Origin of the sequence: Pseudoxanthomonas sp. CCNWLW251 (assembly GCF_037402255.1) — a bacterium.
Lineage (GTDB): Bacteria > Pseudomonadota > Gammaproteobacteria > Xanthomonadales > Xanthomonadaceae > Pseudoxanthomonas_A.
In genome coordinates this window covers 1201048-1218388 of sequence record NZ_JBBEGA010000002.1, presented here as the reverse complement: position 1 = coordinate 1218388, position 17341 = coordinate 1201048, and the positions used below count along the sequence as shown (strand labels likewise).

The following is a 17341-nucleotide window of genomic DNA, read 5'->3' as shown; positions in this document are numbered from 1 at the left end:
TGGGGTGCACAGTGTCGCAGCCGCTGCCGCGCGATGCCACGCGTTGGCGGCGTTCGCGCCGTGGCGCCTACCGTATCCCTTCCCGCGGCGATGTTCCGCGTGCGCCTCGATCGGGCGTCGCCTTGCCGTGGGCGACAAGCATCGCATCCAGTCGCTGCTGCACATGGTGGCGGTCGTGGTGGGTGGCGTCGCCCAGGATGTCAAGCGCCAGCGCTTCGAACTGCGGCCAGAACTGCGCCTCGTGGCGGAGGTGCTGCAGCCAGGGCGGCAGCATTGCCGCCAGGCGATCCAGGTCCGCGTCGAGTTGCGCGCGCGATTTCATGCCGGTGCGCGCGGCCAGCGCGCCTCCACGCGATGCACGGTGCCGTCGTCCACCAGCGCGAACCGGACACCGGGTTGCTCTGCGCCGTCCACCCGCAACGTCGCCATGCCGCCATCGACCTGCTGCACGGAGATGATGTACAGGCTGCTCCCGAAGCGGTAGCGAAGTTCGTACGCCGGCCAGTCGCGTGGCAGGCAGGGCGCGAGTGCAAGCTCGCCACCGATGCGCTGCAGTCCCAGCAGCGACTCGGTCAGCAGGCGGTACATCCAGCCGGCGGAACCGGTGTACCAGGTCCAGCCGCCGCGGCCCACATGGGGCGCCACGCCGTAGACATCGGCGGCCAGCACGTACGGCTCCACCTTGTAGAGGGCGGTCGAGGCGGGATCCTGCGCGTGGTTGATGGGGTTGATCATGCGCGCCAGTTCCCATGCGCGCTCCGTGTCGCCCTGGCGCGCGAACGCCATCGCGGCCCACACCGCAGCGTGGGTGTACTGGCCGCCGTTCTCGCGCACGCCCGGCACGTAGCCGCGGATGTAGCCGGGATCCTTCGGCGTCTTGTCGAAGGGAGGATCGAGCAGCTGGATCAGGCCCGCCTCGCGCTTCACGAGGTAGCGGTCCAGCGACGCCATGGCCTGCGTGGCGCGGGCCGCATCCGCCGCACCCGACAGGACCGACCAGCTCTGCGAGATCGAATCGATCCTGCATTCATCGCTCTGGCGCGAGCCCAGCGGCGTGCCATCGTCGAACCAGGCCCGCCGGTACCACTCGCCGTCCCAGGCATGCGCTTCCAGGTTCCCGCGCAGGCGCTCGGCGTGCTCCGCGCATTCGTCGGCGAATGCCTCATCGCCGCGCAGGCGCGCAACGGCGATGAAGCGCTGCAGCGTGTCGTACAGGAAGAAGCCCAGCCATACGCTTTCGCCACGTCCCGCTTCGCCGACGCGGTTCATGCCATCGTTCCAGTCGCCGGTCGCGATCAGGGGCAGGCCGCGCTCGCCGAGCAGGCTGCAGCCACGCCGGAGCGCCAGCACGCAATGCCGGTAGAACGACTGCCGCAGATACGACGTCGCGGGCATGTCGTAATAGGACTCCTCGTCGGGATTGACCGGGCGTCCGTCGACGAAGCCCACGTCCTCGTCCAGCACGCTGGCATCGCCCGTCACTTCCAGGTAGCGGCAGGTCGCGAACGGCAGCCACAGGTAATCGTCCGAACAGCGCGTTCGCACGCCGCGTCCCTGCGGGGGATGCCACCAGTGCAGCACATCGCCCTGCGGAAACTGGTGGGCGGCGCACAGCAGCAGGTGCGCGCGGGTCAACGCGGGCCTGGCATGCAGCGTCGCCATGGTGTCCTGCAGCTGGTCGCGGAAGCCGAACGCGCCGCCGGACTGGTAATAGCCGCTGCGTGCCACGTAGCGGCATGCGAGTGTCTGGTACATCAGCCAGCCATTCACCAGCGCATCCACGCTGGGGTCGGGCGTGCTGACCTGCACCGAGGTGAGCAGCCCGCGCCAGTGGATACGCACGGCGTCCAGGGCATCGTGTGCGCGCTGCACGCCCTGCACACGCCGCGCGAGTTGCAGGGTTTCTTCGTGGTCCTTGCCCATGCCCAGCCGGAACACCGTCTCCGACGCTTCGCCATCGAGCAGGGAGAACGGCACCTGGATGGCGGCGCAAGGATCGAGCCCCACGCCCAGGCGGCCGGACAGGCGCTCGCGCTGCATCGCCGCCGGAGCGCCCATGCTGCCGTTGCGTCCGAGGAACTCCGTGCGGTCGCCGGTGAAGCTGCAGCCGCTGGCGTCGGTGTCGAAGAAGGCGACCCGGCCGCCGAACTCCGTGTTGTAAGGGTTGCGCGCGGTCAGTACGCCGCTGCCGGCATCCTGTTCGGTAATGACGTGCATCTGCGACTTCACGCGCAGGTCGCCCAGCACCCATTCCACGAAACCGGTGGCGGAAAGCCGGCGTGCGCGGCCGGACAGGTTGCGCACCTTCAGTACCGAGTACTTGACCGCATCCTCGACCGCCACGTACACCCACAGTTCGCTGGCGATCCCGTCCTCGACATGCTCGTACACGCTGTAGCCGAAGCCATGGCGCGTGCGGTATGCACCGCGCCCCCGGCATGGCAGCGGCAGCGGCGACCACACCTGCCCGGTGTCCTCGTCGCGCAGGTAGAACGCTTCGCCACCGCTGTCGGCGACCGGATCGTTGTGCCACGGTGTGAGACGGAATTCGTGGGCGTTCTCGAACCACGTGTAGCCGGCCATGCTTTCGCTGACGACCGTGCCCAACCGGTCGTTGGCGAGTACGTTGGACCACGGTGCCGGTGTCGGACTGCCTTCGCGCGTGACGATCACGTACTCGCGTCCATCGGCAGCGAACGCGCCGGTGCCGTTGTCGTGCAGGAAGGCGGTGGCCACCGCTTCGAATGGCCACGCATCGTCGCCTTCGTCGACATCGGCGGGCGGTGGCAGTCCGGTCGCGGCTTCCAGTTCCGGAAGCGCTGCGCGTTCTTCCCGCGGACCTTCGGCCAACAGCGTCGGCATCAGGCGTTCGGCCGGTTCGCGACGGCCGATCTGGGATGCCAGCGAGCCCGACTGGTCGCTGACGATCACCCGCGCCACCGATTGCAGCAGGATGCGGTCCTCCTGCGACATCTGGTGGCCGGGGCGCACGAAGATGCCGCCCGGTCGATCCAGTACGTTCGCCTCCGGATCGGCCGAGATCATGCCCAGGATCTGGTCCTGCAACTGCTGGCGATAGCCGGCCTGGCTCTCGTTCCAGATCACCAGGTCCGCGCGCAGGCCCTTCAGACGCCAATAGGCGTGCGCCTGCACCATCTGGCGGACCAGGTCGATGTTGTCGGCATCGGAAATCTGCAGCAGCACGATGGGCAGGTCGCCGGAGATCGCGTGGCCCCACAGCCCGGACTGGCCGCGCTGGTTCTGCAGCAGCACGTCGGCATCGGCGCGCAGCAACGGATGTGCGTACACGATGAGGCCGGCCAGCCGCTCGTAAAGCTGCGCGTCGGCCTGGGAGGCGTTGATCTGGCGCCTCACCACCTGGCTGTGGGTCCATGCCAGGTCGAAGACGCGGTCGGCCAGGCGGCGGTCCCGGTACTTGTCGATCAGGTCTGTGCACGCATCGCGGTCCAGGCCCACGCCGTGGACCATGTCGATCATGGCGGTCTGTCCCGGCGCGAGTTCGATCCGGCAGCGGATCGCCACGATGGGATCCAGTACCGAGCCTCCGCTGTCCGAGAGCGCCTCCTGATCCGTGAGCGCATGCGGCGAGCGGGGTGTGTTGCCACGGCCCAGGAAGCGTGCGCGGTCGGTCTCGTACGAGATCGTGCTGATGTCGGCATCGTGCACCGCCACTAGGTGGAACATCCACGGCGGCACTTCATCGTGCGCGCGCGGCCGGCGCGTGCACAGCAGTGCCTGCTTCTCGCGCACGATCTCCGATTGCACGAACAGGTTGCTGAAGGCCGGGTGCAGTTCGTCGGCAATGGCGGGCGCCAGCACCACCTCGGCATACGTGGTGATCTCGATGGTGCGCGTGCGCCGGCTGCGGTTGCTCAGGCGCAACCGGCGTAGTTCGATGTCGTCCTCGGCGGAAATGGCGATCTCCAGATGGCTTTCGTAGCCGCGCTTGCGTCCGCGGAACTCGGCCTTGGCATCGGAGAAGATCGCTTCGTACTGGTCGACCGGCACACACGTGGGTTGCAGCGAGGTGGACCAGTACTCGCTGCTCTCCACGTCGCGCAGGTAGCAGAAGCTGCCCCAGTTGTCGCGCGTGCCGTCCTCGCGCCAGCGCGTGACCGCCATGTCGCGATGGCGGCTGTACCCGCCGCCGGCACTGGTCAGCAGGCCGTGGTAGCGCCCGTTGGAGAGCAACTGCACGGCGGGGCGCGAGGTGCCCGGGTCGCGGAAGATCCGCAGCTGGGTTTCCGACTCGGTCGGCGCGGCGCGCGTGCCGAGCGTTTCGGCTTCGTGCGGGTGGAACACGCCCGTATGCGGGATGCGTTCCTGCAGCAACAGCAGGGTGGCCTGGAACTCGGCATCGGCGACGAAGCGCCGCTGCATCGGCTGCTGGCGCAGCAGGTGGACGAGCGAAAGGAACCCCATGCCCTGGTGATGGGCCATGAAGGAGCGCACCACCACGCACTCCTGTCCGGGCGGAACGCGGGCCGGCGTGTAGTCGATGGCTTCGTACAGTCCGAAGTGTCCACCGAACCCCAGCGCATCGAGCCGCTGCAGGTTCTGGCACGCGGCTTCCGGCGCCACCATCAATGCCATCATGCTGGCGTACGGCGCGATGACCAGGTCCTGGCCCAGCCCCCGCTTCAGGCCCAGCCCCGGCACGCCGAACGCACGGTACTGGTAGTTCATGCGTGCGTCGACGGTGTTGTAGCCCGACTCCGAAATGCCCCACGGCACGTCATGCCGCGCACCGTGCGCGATCTGCGCGTCCACGGCATGTCGCGACGTCTGGTCCAGCAGCGTGTCCGGGTAGCTGGGCATGACGAGCTGCGGCATCAGGTATTCGAACATCGAACCGCTCCACGACAGCAGCGTGGCGTCGCCGTTGACCTCGGTCAGCAGACGGCCCAGCGCGAACCAGCTTTCCTGCGGCAACTGGCCCTGCGCGATCGCGACGAAACTGCACAGGCGCGCCTCCGAGGCGAGCAGGTCGTAGAAGCCGCTGTCGAGCCGGTGTTCGTCCAGGTTGTAGCCGATCACGAGCAGGTGGCGCGCGCGGTCGTAGAGGAAGTCGTATTCCATCAGCGAGAACTGCCCGGCGATATGCGCCAGGCGTTCCAGCTGATGGATCCGTTCGCGCGCGCGCCGGCCTGCCAGCGGGCTGGCGGACCCGTCCTGCAGTTCGCGCAAGGTCGGAATGCGCTGGCCATCGCTGGTACCGGCGTCGGGAAGCAGGAACTGCAGTTCCGCATGCGCGGATCGGCAGCCTTCGACCAGTGCCGTCGGCCAGTGATGGGGATGCCCACCGTCGGTGTCGGGCATCGGCCATGCCAGCGCGATGTCATCGGCATGCGCCGCCAGCCGGGCCAGCACGCGTTCGGCTTCCTCGACGGTCGCGGGCGGTTCCCGTTGCGCCTGCGCCAGTGACGTACGGAATGCGTCCAGGGCAGCAGGCAGCGTGTCGCCTTCCTCACGCACGCCCTGGCGCGCGTCGTCCAGCACGGCCAAGGTATCGGCCAGTCCGGTGAACGTGCCGGGCGCCAGCACCGGCGCGTCGACCAAGGCCAGCAGGCCCTGGCGCAGCGTCAGCAGATGGCCTGCCAGATTGCCGCTGTCGACGGTCGAGATGTACGCCGGCGGCAGGGGTTGCAGCGTCGCGGTGTCGTACCAGTTGTAGAAGTGCCCGCGATGGCGTGGCAGCGCATCCAGTGTGTCGAACACCAGGCGCGTACGCGCCATCACGCCGCCGGTCTGCAGGTAGCCGAAATCGTGGGCGGCCAGGTTGGCCAGCAGCGACAGCCCGATGTTGGTGGGTGACGTGCGCCGCGCCACGACCAGCGTGGGATGTTCCTGCACGTTGTCGGGCGGGAGCCAGTGATCCTCCGCGCGCACATAGGTTTCAAAGAACGCCCAGGTGCGGCGCGACAGCTTCCCGAGGAACACCAGCTGCGTGGCGGACAGCTTCCCGTCGCGCTGGCCGGGCGGGCGCCCCAGCCACGCCATGATGGCCGGCGACACCAGCCAGAGCGTCAGCAGCGGGGCTGCGACCCACAGCGCCGCCGGCTGTTTCAACGCCAGCAACGCGGCGATGGCGGCGGCGATCAGAGGGGCCGGCGCCATGCTCAGCAGTTCGGCCTTGATGCCGCTGCCCAGGCTGCGCTCCACCTCGCTGGACGGATTCCATTGCAGCAGATGCCTGCGCGTGACCAGCAGGCGCCACAGCGTGCGTACGATGGCGCCCAGGCTGAAGAAGGCTTCGTAAGGCAGGCAGGCCACGTTCACCGCGGCGCGCAGCAGTTGCCGCAGGCTCGATCGGCCCACCTGCAGCAGGTGCGTTTCCAGCGGCATGTCCACCGGGATGGCGAAGACATCGCGGAGGGCGGGAACCAGCACGGGCAGTGCCCAGAGACTCAGCAGCCATGCCGTCCACACGAGCGGATCGGGCGAGAAGAGCCAGCCCAGCACCAGCAGCACCGTGGTCGCCGCCGGCACCAGGCTCCGGCGCAGGTTGTCGAGCAGCTTGCCGCGCGACAGCCACGACAGCGGGTTGCGCTCACGCCCGCCCCCGTGGCGCGGCACCCAGGGCAGCAACCATGGCAACAACTGCCAGTCGCCGCGGATCCAGCGATAGCGCCGTTTCACGTCGGCCGCGTAGCGCGACGGATAGTCCTCGAACAGGCGCACGTCGCTGACCAGACCGGCACGCGCATAGCAGCCTTCGAGCAGGTCATGGCTGAGGATGCGGTTGTCGGGGAAGCGGTCGGCGAGTGCGTGCTCGAACGCATCCACGTCGTAGATGCCCTTGCCGACGAAGGAGCCTTCGCCGAACAGGTCCTGGTACACATCCGAGACCGTGCGCGTGTACGGATCGATGCCGGGCTCGCTGCCGAACATGCGCGCGTAGCGCGAGTTCGGCCGCCCGCTGAGGCTGGTGCCGACGCTGGGCTGCAGGATGCCGTAGCCGCGCACGACGCGGCGATGATGCTGATCGAATGCCGCCTGGTTGAGCGGGTGCGACAACGTGCCGGCGAACTCGCGCGCCGCATCGCGCGGCAAGCGCGTGTCCGTGTCCAGGGTGATCACGTAACGCACCTGCGACAACACGCCGGTGTTGCCGGTCACCTGCAGGAACTCGTCCGTGTTTCCACCGCGCAGGAGCCGGTTCAGGGCCGCCAGCTTGCCGCGCTTGCGTTCGTAGCCCATCCAGTGCCGCTCGCGCGCATTCCACTGGCGTGGCCGGTGGAACAGGAAGAACAGGTCGCCGCCGCCAACCTCCGCCCGCTCCGGTGCATAGCGCCGGTTGAGCTGTTCGATCCGTTCCGCCGCACGCGCGACCAGGGCGGCATCGCCCGGCAGCGAGGCATCGTCCGCATCCAGGAAATCGGTGAGCAGCGCGAAATGCAGGTGGCGGTCGCGATTGGCCAGGAAGCGCACTTCCAGCGCCTCGACCAGGCTGTCCACGCCTTCTGCACTGCCCAGCATGCTGGGCACCACCACCAGCGTGCGCGATGTCGCCGGGATGCCTTTGGAGAAATCCATCCTGGGCAACGGCCTTGGCGGTACGAGCAAGGTCGCCGCCCAGTTCACCAGCGCGATGCCGAGTTCGCTGAAAGCGAGCAGGGCGAGTGCGGTCAACAGCCAGACCGGCACGCCCTGGAGGGGGGATCCGGCCTTCAGCAGACCGTAGGTGAACAGTCCGATGATCGCGGCGATGGGCGTCAGATAGGCCAGCAGGGGAATGCGGCGCGGACGCAGGCGTACCCGTCGCCCGCCGGCGAGGAACTCCGCCACCGCAGCCTGGGTACGGGCAACGCCGTCGTCCACGAGATAGAAGCCGACATGGGCCTGGTAGCCCATCGGATCGGACGCGGCGGCGGACTGCGCCAGTTGCAGGGCGATGTCCGCCACCTCCTTCTCGCCGACGTCGGCCAGGCGGGCGATCTTCTCGACCACATGCCGATAGCTGTCGCGCGTGCTGAAATCCATCAGCGCATAGGTGCGGGCCGGGTCTTCGCGCAGGGTGCGCTCGACCACGCTCATGTCCTCCACGAACTCCCGCCAGTCCATGTTCGCCAGGAAGCGCAGGCTGCCGATGCTGTTGCTGATGGACACCTGGTCCGCCGCCTGCTGCTGGCTTTCCAGGTGGACCAGTTCCTCGATGCGCTGGCCGCCGTCGGCGACCCACTGTTCAAGCCAGGTGATCGGCATGGACGACACGCCGCCACGCCCCTGCAGGCCGCGCATCAGTTCGGAAACGAACGCGCCGGTCAGCGGTGGATCCGAGCGCGCCATGTCGGCGATCACCAGCACCACGTCCTTGGGGCTCTCCGCTGCGGTGCGGTTGAGCTGCCCGGCCCATTCGCTGGCCAGCCTGTGGTCGGCGCCATCGCGCATCACGCGCACCGCCATGCGGCGCAGATTGTCGATCAGCGCCAGCCGCAACATGATCGGGATGGCCCACAGCTCGCCGAGCTTCAGCGGGGTGATGGACTGGTAGGCGGCGAAGAAGCGGCTGAGGGTTTCCGCATCGATGCGGCCGTCGCCGTGCGCGATCGCTTCCTGCGAGAGGTCGTAGACGCGCGGCAGGCCGGATGAAGGACCCTGGCTCAGCGAGGGAAGCTGGCGGCTGTAGCCCTTGGGCAGATGCCGCCGCGCGGTGAGTACCTGTTCTTCCACCAGGTAGTAGTTGTCCAGCAACCACTCGCCGGCCGGCGTGATGCGCATGTCGTCCTGGACCATCCGCGTGAGCAGTGCGCAGACGTCATCCAGCAGGCCTTCGTTCTCGCCCAGACGGTCAAGCAGCCGTTCCGGCCCCGGACGCGTGTGTATCCGGTGCGCGCGCGCCAGCGCGCGGCCGTGCATTTCCATCTGCTCGACGTTGAACAGCTGCGAGCGCAAGGGTGCTTCCGCACCCAGGGGCTTCTTGGTGGCCGCGCGGCGCCATCGCCACAAGCGTCGACGCAGGCGCAACCAGTGGCTGAAGACCCTCCAGACCTGGGGCATCGGAAATCCTGTGAGGGCGGGGCAACCGACGTGGAGCCCATCCTTGCATGCACGTCGGGACGCTGACGTGAAGGGGGCCAGTGCGTGAGGCGGAAGCTGCGGCAGCGGGCCTCGGACCCCGCCGCCCACGAGCAGGGATTCTTGCCAGAGTGCGGGGTGCCCCGCTGCTGCTGCTCGTTCCATCCCCGGGACGGGGCAGGGTGATCCGAATGTCCGCTACATGGTTGCGGGGGCGGCATGACGTTGTGTCGCCGCCAGGGGAAACCGGATCTCGATGCCGAAGCCATGGCCATCCAGTCCGGTACCGCAGTGCAGCCGGCCACCGTGCGATGCGACCACCCGTTCCACCAGTGCCAGGCCCATGCCGACGCCCTGCACGCCATGGCCGCGACCGACACGGTAGAAGCGCTCGAACATGCGCGCGTGTTCGCTTTCGGGGATACCGGGGCCATCGTCGGCCACGACCAGGGTGGCCGCATGTTCCGATCCACTGCTCCCGATCCGCGTTTCGACGCGCACGCGCGTACCCGGCCCGCCGTGGCGCAGGGCGTTGTCGATCAGGTTGCGCAGCAGGATCCCCAGATCGTCGATGTCGCCGTGCACGGGGGCATGGCCCACGTCCAGCTCGATCGACTGACCGTTCCGCACTGCAGACAGGCTGAACTCATCGGCCACCATCCCGGCGACCAGCGCAAGGTCCACCTCCTGCGCGCGGGTGCTGGCGACACCGGCGTCCACCCGTGCTGCATCGAGCAGTTGCTGCGCGAGCCTCGAGGTGCGCTCGATGCCCGCGATGAGGTGATCGAGGGCGTCGCGCGCGTCGTCGCGGTCGTCAGCGTTCTGCAACACCTGCGCCTGGGCCAGCAGCGCCGCCAGCGGGGTGCGCAGCTCATGCGCCGCTTCGCCGAGGAAGGCGCGCTCATGCTGCAGCGCCTGTGCCAGCCGCATCATCAACTGGTTGAACGCACGGATCAGCGGCGCGAACTCATCCGGCAGGCCGCGTTCGGGAATCGGCGCCAGGTCCAGCGATGTCCGCGTCGCAATGGCGTCGCTGAGGACGAGCACCGGCCGCAGCGACCAGTGGATCACCGACCAGATCGCCAGGCCGATGGCGCAGAGCAGGAGAAGCGCCGTGCCCAGGCTCGCGCCCAGCCACTTCCGCAACTCCGCCTGCAATGCGGACTGCGGCAGGCCGACCTGCACCTGCACCCGATGCTGCGCGTCGCTGACGGCGAACACGCGCCAGGCGGCGCCGGCGATGGTGACCTCCGAGAAGCCGTCCACAAGGCTCGCGACCATCGCATGCTCCGGCGCCGGTCGAGACGACATCAGGCGCCGGCCGGTGCCGTGCTCCCAGACCTGGAAGCCGAGCGCGGCGAACTTGCCGTTCGCGGGCATCGAGGCGGTATCGAGTTCGAACGGCGCCTGCTGGCCGGCGGCCGTGATGTCCGAGGGCAGGGATTGCAGGATCTGCTCGGCGACATTGCGCAACATGCCATCGGCCTCGCCGCATTGCCGCGCGGACATGTCCAGGTACTGCAGCGCGAACCCCGTGGACCAGGCAACCAGCAGGACGGCAGCCATCGCGACAAGCAGCCGCGTACGCAGCGCGCGCATCACGCTTCGTCCCCGGCGCGGTAACCGAGACCGACTTCCGTCACCACCACGCCATCACCCAGCTTCCGCCGCAGCTGGTGCACGTAGACCGCGACCACATTGCTGCCGACCTCCGTGCCACCGCGGCAGAGGCAGTCCTGCAACTGGTCGCGGCTCAGCACGCGGCCACGCGCCTCGAACAACACCTGCAGGATGCGGAACTCGTTGGCGCTCAGGCCGATGCGCTTGCCGTTGAGATACGCGGTGCTCGCGCCGGGATCCACCTCGACGTCGCGCCAACGCAGTACCGGCGTCACCTTGCCGCGCGTGCGACGCAGCACCGCGCGAAGTCGTGCCAGCATTTCGTCGCGCTGGAACGGTTTGACAATGTAGTCGTCCGCGCCCGCATCGAGGCCGCGGATGCGGTCGCTCAGCTGGTCGCGCGCGGTGATGATCAGGACGGGCGTCGCGTCGTGGCGCTCGCGCATTGTCGCCAGCACATCCAGTCCGGAACCGCGCGCGAGGCCGAGATCGAGCAGCACGGCGACGAAACCGTGGTCGACGAGCGCGGCCTGCGCCGATCGCGCGTCCTCGTGGCGCACCACGCGCCACCCTTCCTGCCCGAGTGCTGCCGTCAATGCCCGGCCGAGCATGTGGTCGTCTTCGACGAGGAGGATCGTGTCCATGGTGGAGGCGGTCTGCGAAGCGACCGGCGATAGTCGTCCGCCGGTTTTAAGACCGGATTAATGCCCACCCCGAAGCGTTCCATCGCACGCGTTGCGCGACGCAGCGACGCCACCGTGCGCCTTAAACGCATCTTAATCGCGGCCTCTGACACTGCAGTGCCTGCTGCTCTCACGCAGGCCTCTCTCCCGAACCATCTCTTCACCGTGAGGTGCCGCCCGTGTTCAACCGGCTTGCGTCCCGTCTTCCCTTTCACCATCGAGCCAACACGGCGATCGCCACGCCCGAGCGAACGTCGCGACCGGCACGTGTCGGGTTGCGGACGCTCCTGGCATCGGTCGGCGCACTGCTTCTTTCCGCCTGCGCGGCAAGTGGCTCGGTCGCACAGGATGCGCCCGGGCCGGACTGGAGCACGTCCGACATGCCGTCGCAGCTCGGACGGGTGTTCCTGGTAACGGGTGGAACGAGCGGCATCGGTTACGAAAGCGCCAAGGCGCTGGCGGCGGCGGGCGCGCAGGTGATCATCGTGGCGCGCAACCCGGAACGAGGTGAAGCCGCGATCGCGGGCATCCGCAAGGAAACGCCGAATGCCAGTATCCGCTTCGAATCACTGGACCTCGCCGATCTGGCGTCGGTCCATGCATTGGCCATCCGCCTCAATGCGACGTTGCCGAGCCTCGATGGCCTGATCAACAACGCGGGCATCATGGAGCCGCCGCAACGCGACACGTCCGCTGACGGCTACGAGATGCAGTTCGCGGTCAACTACCTGGGCCACTTCGCATTGACCGCGGAGCTGCTGCCGCTGTTGCGGAAGTCGGATGCCCCGCGGGTGGTGACGCTGTCCAGCATCGCCGCCCGCCGCGGCGCGCTCCACTTCGACGATCTCCAGTTCGAACAGGACTACGATCCCGCGGGCGCGTACCAGCAGTCCAAGCTGGCGTGCCTGATGTTCGCCCGCGAACTGCAGCGTCGCAGCGATGCGCAGGGCTGGGGCCTCCGGAGCATCGCATCCCATCCGGGGGTGGCGCGCACCAACCTGCAGGTCAACAACGGTTTCGTACGCCGCAGCGTGATGAGGTTGGTGTTGCAGCCGGCCGCGCGCGGCGCATTGCCGACGCTGTATGCCGCGACTGCACCCGATGCGCGTGGCGGCGGTTATTACGGGCCGACCGGGATGATGGAACTGCGTGGCCCGCTTGGCTTCGCCCGCGTGCCCGAGACGGCGACGGATGCGCAGGCGGCGTCACGCCTGTGGACGCTGAGCGAAGCCCTCAGCGCCACCCGTTTCCCTCGGGATCCGACCGCATGAGCGCGTCCCTCCCGGTAGTGGATCGTCCCTCCCGCTGACGCCCCGGCCATCCCGCACTCTCGACCCAGGATCCCTCGATGCCCCCCACCACGACACCGTCGCTTGCATCGCGCCGCCCGCGCCTGCTGCAGACCCTGTTCAATCTCCGCCGCGAGGAAGTCGGGCCGGTGCTGATCGGCGCGGTGTTCTTCTTCTGTGTACTGACCGCATTGATGCTGCTGCGGCCTGCGCGTGATGCGCTGGGCATGGAGCGCGGCATCGAGAGCATCCGCTGGCTGTTCGTCGGTACGGCCGTGGCGACGCTGGCGGTCAATCCGCTGTTCGGCTGGCTGGTCGGACGCCTGCGGCGACTGCAGTTCATCGGCGTCACCTACGGCTTCTTCATCGCCAGCCTGGTCGGGTTCTGGGCGCTGCTGATGTTCGCACCGGGTGCCATCGGCCAGCGCAGCGGCCAGGTGTTCTATGTGTGGTTCAGCGTGTTCAACCTGTTCGTGACCATGGTGTTCTGGGCCTTGCTGGCCGATCGTTTCACCAGCGAGCAGGGCAAGCGCTTCTTCGCACTGATCTCGGTGGGCGGCACGCTCGGAGCGATACTCGGGCCGTGGCTCACGTCGCAACTCGCCGTGCCTCTCGGCACACCCAGCCTGCTGCTGGTCGCCGGCGGCTTTCTCCTGGTGGCGCTGTTCGCGGCATGGCTGCTGGTGCATGTGGTGCCGGATCGCGCGACCGCCGACGCGGCTGTCCACGCGCCCCGGTTCGCTGCCGAATCCGAACGCATCGGCGGCAGTGCGTGGGCCGGCCTCGTGGCCGTGTTCCGGTCGCGCTACCTGACCGCCATCGCGGGCTACGTTCTGCTGATGACCGTGCTCGCCACGTTCATCTACTTCACCCGACTGCAGATGGTCGCGGCGGTGTCGGACAGCATGGATGCGCGCGCGGCGATCCTCGGCAACATCGACATGTGGACCCAGGTCGCCGTGCTGGTGCTGCAACTCACGCTGACCGGCAAGATCATCCAGCGCTTCGGTCTCGGCGTGGCGCTGGCGATCCTGCCGGTCGCCACCGCGCTCGGCTTCATCGGATTGGCGATCTACGGGTCGTTCGTCGTGCTGGTCCTGCTCGAGGCCACCAACCGCGCCGTGCAGCGCGGCATCACGCGACCGGCGCGCGAGGCGTTGTTCACCGTGGTGAGCCGCGAAGAAAAATACAAGGCCAAAGCCTTCGTCGATACGTTCATGTACCGCACCGGCGATGTGATCGGTGCGCAGACCGAAGGTGCGCTCGGCCGACTGGGGCTGGCCCTGGGCGGACTGGCCAGCGTGGTCGTGCCACTGGCGTTTGCGTGGGCCGCGATCGGGATCTGGCTGGGACGCGCGCATGCACGGCGCGCCGCATCGGTGATGGCGGATGAAACGACTCCTTCCACGCAGCACGACGCGATGCCTCCTGTGCAGCGCGCTCCACGTCCCACCACTGCCCACCCTGAGGGCTGAAGCATGGTGGAAACAACTCTCCCGCCCTTCATGAAGTGCCGGACCTGAGCAGGCACCTCTGATGCGTTCCCACGACCACCCCCAACCCCACTGCAAGGAAACACCCATGATCACTGAACGAAATGTCCCGTCCGGCTCCGCCACTCCGTCGACATGGCGAGGGCGGCTCGCTGCCTTCGGCCTGCTGCTGGGCAGCGTGATGGCGACGGATGCCATCGCGCAAACGCCGCCGCCGCCGACCTGGAGCACGGCCGACATGCCCTCGCAGAAGGGGCGCATTTTCCTGGTCACCGGCGGCACCAGCGGCATGGGATTCGAGGACGCGAAGGCGCTGGCGTCGTCCGGTGCCCGTGTCGTCATTGCCGCACGAAACCCGCAGCGCGGGCGCGAAGCGATCGACAGAATCAAGCAGGACGTTCCGGATGCACGGGTGCAGTTCGAAGCCGTCGACCTGGCCGACCTGTCATCGGTGCGCGACCTGGGCAAGCGACTGGGCGCCACGCTGCCGCGACTGGATGGATTGATCAACAACGCGGCGATCATGGCGCCGCCGGAGCGCGGCACGTCCGTTGACGGACTGGAAATGCAGTTCGCCACCAACTATGCCGGACACTTCGTCCTGACCGCCGAGCTGCTGCCGCTGCTGCGCAAGAGCGACGCGCCGCGCGTGGTCACGCTGTCGAGCATCGCCATCCACCGCGGTTCCATCAACCTCGACGACCTGCAGTCCACCGGTGCTTATGTGCCGATGGCGACCTACGCCCAGTCGAAGCTGGCGTGCCTCATGTTCGCGTTCGAACTGCAGCGGCGCAGCGAGGCCGGCGGCTGGGGTATCCAGAGCATGGCCGCCCATCCCGGTGTCGCAGTGACCGAACTGGTCGCCCGCGGTCCCGGACTCGACAGCGAACAGGGACGCCAGTGGTCCAGCAACCGCGCGCATCTGCAGACCGCAGCGATGGGGGCCATTTCAACGTTGTACGCCGCCACCGCACCCACTGCGCAAGGCGGGGTCTATTACGGACCGACGGGCCCCAACGAAATCGCCGGCCCCCTGGGCGTGGCCACGGTTCCGGCCGTCGCCCGCGATGCCGCGACGGCGGCCCGTCTGTGGGACCTGACCGAAGAGATCACGGGCACGCGTTTCCCGACGCGCGGCCGCTGATCGCGCTGCCGTCCGGCGACGCATCGGCAGCACGCAGTCGGTGCGGCGCAGGCACGCATGGCGAGGGTGGTGAGGCTCAAGCAGCTTCCTTGCACCTCGCAAGCACACAACACGCGACAGGAACATCCGCATGGACATGAGCAGGAAATCGGGCAGACCGTTCGGGTCCGCTGGCACCGATGTCGTGCAGGGCGCCGCATCGCGATGGAGCACGGCGTTGCTGTTCACCACAAGCTGGGTCAGTGGCCTTGTCTTTGCCGCGTATATCGTCGCGTTCTTCGGCGGCGTCCTGCTGGCGGGCGCGGGCGAGCGGTGGAACGAATCCCTGCCCGGTCTCTACGACAGGGCATCGCCGATGGCCATCGGCGCCATCGGCGTGCATTTCGTGGCGGGAGCCGTGCTGCTCCTGCTTGGACCGGTGCAGTTCATCGGCAGTCTGCGGCGGAGCGTTCCTGCGCTGCACCGCTGGCTCGGTCGTCTCTACGTTCTCTCGGCCGCGCTGGCGGGTGTCGGCGGACTCGCGTTCATCCTCGCGAAAGGCACGGTGGGAGGTCCGGTGATGGACATCGGATTCGGTCTCTACGGGGCCTTGATGGTGATGTGCGCGGGCCTGGCGTTCTTCCATGCCCGTGCCGGCCGTGTCACGCAGCACCGTGCCTGGGCCATCCGGTTGTTCGCGCTGACCGTCGGCTCCTGGCTCTACCGGATGGAATACGGCGCGTGGTTCCTCGTGGCCGGCGGCGCCGGCACGGGAAGGGGATTCACGGGGTGGTTCGACATGGTCATGGCGTTCTTCTTCTACATCCCCAACCTCATCGTTGCCGAGCACGTCATCCGTTCGCATCGCAGTAGCCAGGGCGCACTGGCCAGGATCAGCTCCGCGACGTTGATGGTCGCCGCCAGCATCTTCGTCGCGTTCGTGACGTGGATCTTCGTCAACGGCGCCTGGGGGCGACGCATGATCAGTGGCCTCATGGAAGCTTCGCTCTAGACAGGGTCGCGCGCCGGGGTACGGCATGCGTCCTCGTTGACCATGCCGGCCCCGGAGCCGTGGTACGCGCGCATCGACCCCCCTTACCCCCAAACAACTTTCGAGGTGATCGACATGACAGGCTGGACAGCATCAGACATTCCCTCCCAGATCGGGCGGACCGCCGTCGTCACGGGCACCGGCGGCATCGGTTTCCAGGTCGCCCTCGCGCTGGCCCGGGCCGGCGCCAACGTCATCGTGGCGGGCCGGAATCCTCTGAAAGGAGCGGCGGCAGTCGAGCAGGTGCGCCAGCATGTCCCGTTCGCGCACGTGCGTTTCGGTGCCGTGGACCTGGCGAGCCTGGAGTCCATCGAGGCGTTCGCCGACACCCTGCGCCGCTCGCACGGCAGTCTCGATCTGCTGGTCAACAATGCGGCGGTGATGGCACCGCCGCAACGGCGGGAAACCGCCGATGGATTCGAGCTCCAGTTCGGCACGAATCACCTGGGGCATTTCGCGCTGACCGCGCACTTGCTGCCGCTGCTGCGACAGGGACGCGAAGCGCGCGTCGTGAGCCTGTCGAGCGTGGCGGCAAGGAATGGAGCGATCGACTTCGCCGACCTGCAATCCAAGCGTCGGTACACGCCGATGGCGGCCTACAGCCAGTCGAAGCTCGCCTGCCTCATGTTCGCGTTCGAACTGCAGCGCCGCAGCGCGAAGGAAGGGTGGGGCATCCAGAGCATCGCGGCGCATCCGGGCATCTCGCGCACGGACCTCCTGCCCAATGGAGCGGGCGCCCGCAGCGTGCCGGGAATGGCGCGGCGATACCTGTGGTTCCTCTTCCAGCCCGCCGAACAAGGTGCCTTGCCGCCGCTGTTCGCCGCGACTGCGCCGGGTGCGGCAGCGGGCGCGTACTACGGGCCGGACAAACTCGGGGAGACGCGCGGTCACCCGCGGCTGGCCGCGATTCCTCCGCAGGCCAGGGACACCGACGTGGCGGAGCGCTTGTGGCAGGCATCGGAACGCTTGACGGCATCCGTCTTCGACCAGGGTGGCGGACACCGCGCAACGTCCTGATGCCGCGCCGCGCGGATATCCACGGG

At 68.1% G+C, this 17341-nt stretch carries 9 protein-coding genes; 5 read left to right on the top strand and 4 right to left on the bottom strand.

The window, feature by feature from the left end:
• Positions 1-67: 67 nt before the first annotated feature.
• From WBN46_RS12780 to WBN46_RS12765, 4 genes are all read right to left on the bottom strand, one after another.
• Entirely contained in the window at positions 68-322 is a 255-nt protein-coding gene (locus tag WBN46_RS12780) for a hypothetical protein (protein ID WP_337731843.1), read from the bottom strand.
• A complete protein-coding gene (locus WBN46_RS12775) occupies positions 319-9021 on the bottom strand; it encodes a glucoamylase family protein (protein WP_337731842.1) in 8703 nt (2900 codons plus the stop codon). Before WBN46_RS12775 ends, WBN46_RS12780 begins: the two co-directional genes overlap by 4 nt.
• A 216-nt stretch (positions 9022-9237) precedes the next feature.
• A complete protein-coding gene (locus WBN46_RS12770; RefSeq protein WP_337731841.1) occupies positions 9238-10638 on the bottom strand; it encodes a HAMP domain-containing sensor histidine kinase in 1401 nt (466 codons plus the stop codon).
• A complete protein-coding gene (locus WBN46_RS12765) occupies positions 10638-11303 on the bottom strand; it encodes a response regulator transcription factor (protein WP_337731840.1) in 666 nt (221 codons plus the stop codon). Before WBN46_RS12765 ends, WBN46_RS12770 begins: the two co-directional genes overlap by 1 nt.
• Positions 11304-11647: 344 nt before the next feature.
• Here WBN46_RS12765 and WBN46_RS12760 point away from each other — a divergent pair, with 344 nt between their 5' ends.
• The 5 genes from WBN46_RS12760 (at position 11648) to WBN46_RS12740 (ending at position 17315) form a co-directional block, all read left to right on the top strand.
• Positions 11648-12613: an SDR family oxidoreductase gene (locus tag WBN46_RS12760; RefSeq protein ID WP_337731929.1), complete on the top strand. Its 966-nt coding sequence runs from the start codon at positions 11648-11650 to the stop codon at positions 12611-12613.
• A gap of 77 nt (positions 12614-12690) precedes the next feature.
• On the top strand, positions 12691-14106 hold the full coding sequence (locus WBN46_RS12755; RefSeq protein ID WP_337731839.1) for an MFS transporter: 1416 nt from the start codon (positions 12691-12693) through the stop codon (positions 14104-14106).
• 106 nt (positions 14107-14212) lie between these two features.
• On the top strand, positions 14213-15268 hold the full coding sequence (locus tag WBN46_RS12750) for an SDR family oxidoreductase (protein WP_337731838.1): 1056 nt from the start codon (positions 14213-14215) through the stop codon (positions 15266-15268).
• A 136-nt stretch (positions 15269-15404) separates the two neighbouring features.
• The gene (locus WBN46_RS12745) at positions 15405-16259 is read left to right on the top strand and encodes a DUF2306 domain-containing protein (protein WP_337731837.1); all 855 of its coding nucleotides are present in this window, start codon (positions 15405-15407) and stop codon (positions 16257-16259) included.
• Between the two features lie 114 nt (positions 16260-16373).
• Entirely contained in the window at positions 16374-17315 is a 942-nt protein-coding gene (locus WBN46_RS12740) for an SDR family oxidoreductase (RefSeq protein WP_337731836.1), read from the top strand.
• The last annotated feature ends 26 nt before the right edge of the window (positions 17316-17341 follow it).

Coding starts and splice junctions, on each gene's coding strand:
- WBN46_RS12745 (WP_337731837.1), top strand. CDS start 15,405: ATGAGCAGGAAATCGGGCAGACCGTTCGGGTCCGCTGGCACCGATGTC.
- WBN46_RS12755 (WP_337731839.1), top strand. CDS start 12,691: ATGCCCCCCACCACGACACCGTCGCTTGCATCGCGCCGCCCGCGCCTG.
- WBN46_RS12750 (WP_337731838.1), top strand. CDS start 14,213: ATGATCACTGAACGAAATGTCCCGTCCGGCTCCGCCACTCCGTCGACA.
- WBN46_RS12765 (WP_337731840.1), bottom strand. CDS start 11,303: ATGGACACGATCCTCCTCGTCGAAGACGACCACATGCTCGGCCGGGCA.
- WBN46_RS12780 (WP_337731843.1), bottom strand. CDS start 322: ATGAAATCGCGCGCGCAACTCGACGCGGACCTGGATCGCCTGGCGGCA.
- WBN46_RS12740 (WP_337731836.1), top strand. CDS start 16,374: ATGACAGGCTGGACAGCATCAGACATTCCCTCCCAGATCGGGCGGACC.
- WBN46_RS12775 (WP_337731842.1), bottom strand. CDS start 9,021: ATGCCCCAGGTCTGGAGGGTCTTCAGCCACTGGTTGCGCCTGCGTCGA.
- WBN46_RS12770 (WP_337731841.1), bottom strand. CDS start 10,638: ATGCGCGCGCTGCGTACGCGGCTGCTTGTCGCGATGGCTGCCGTCCTG.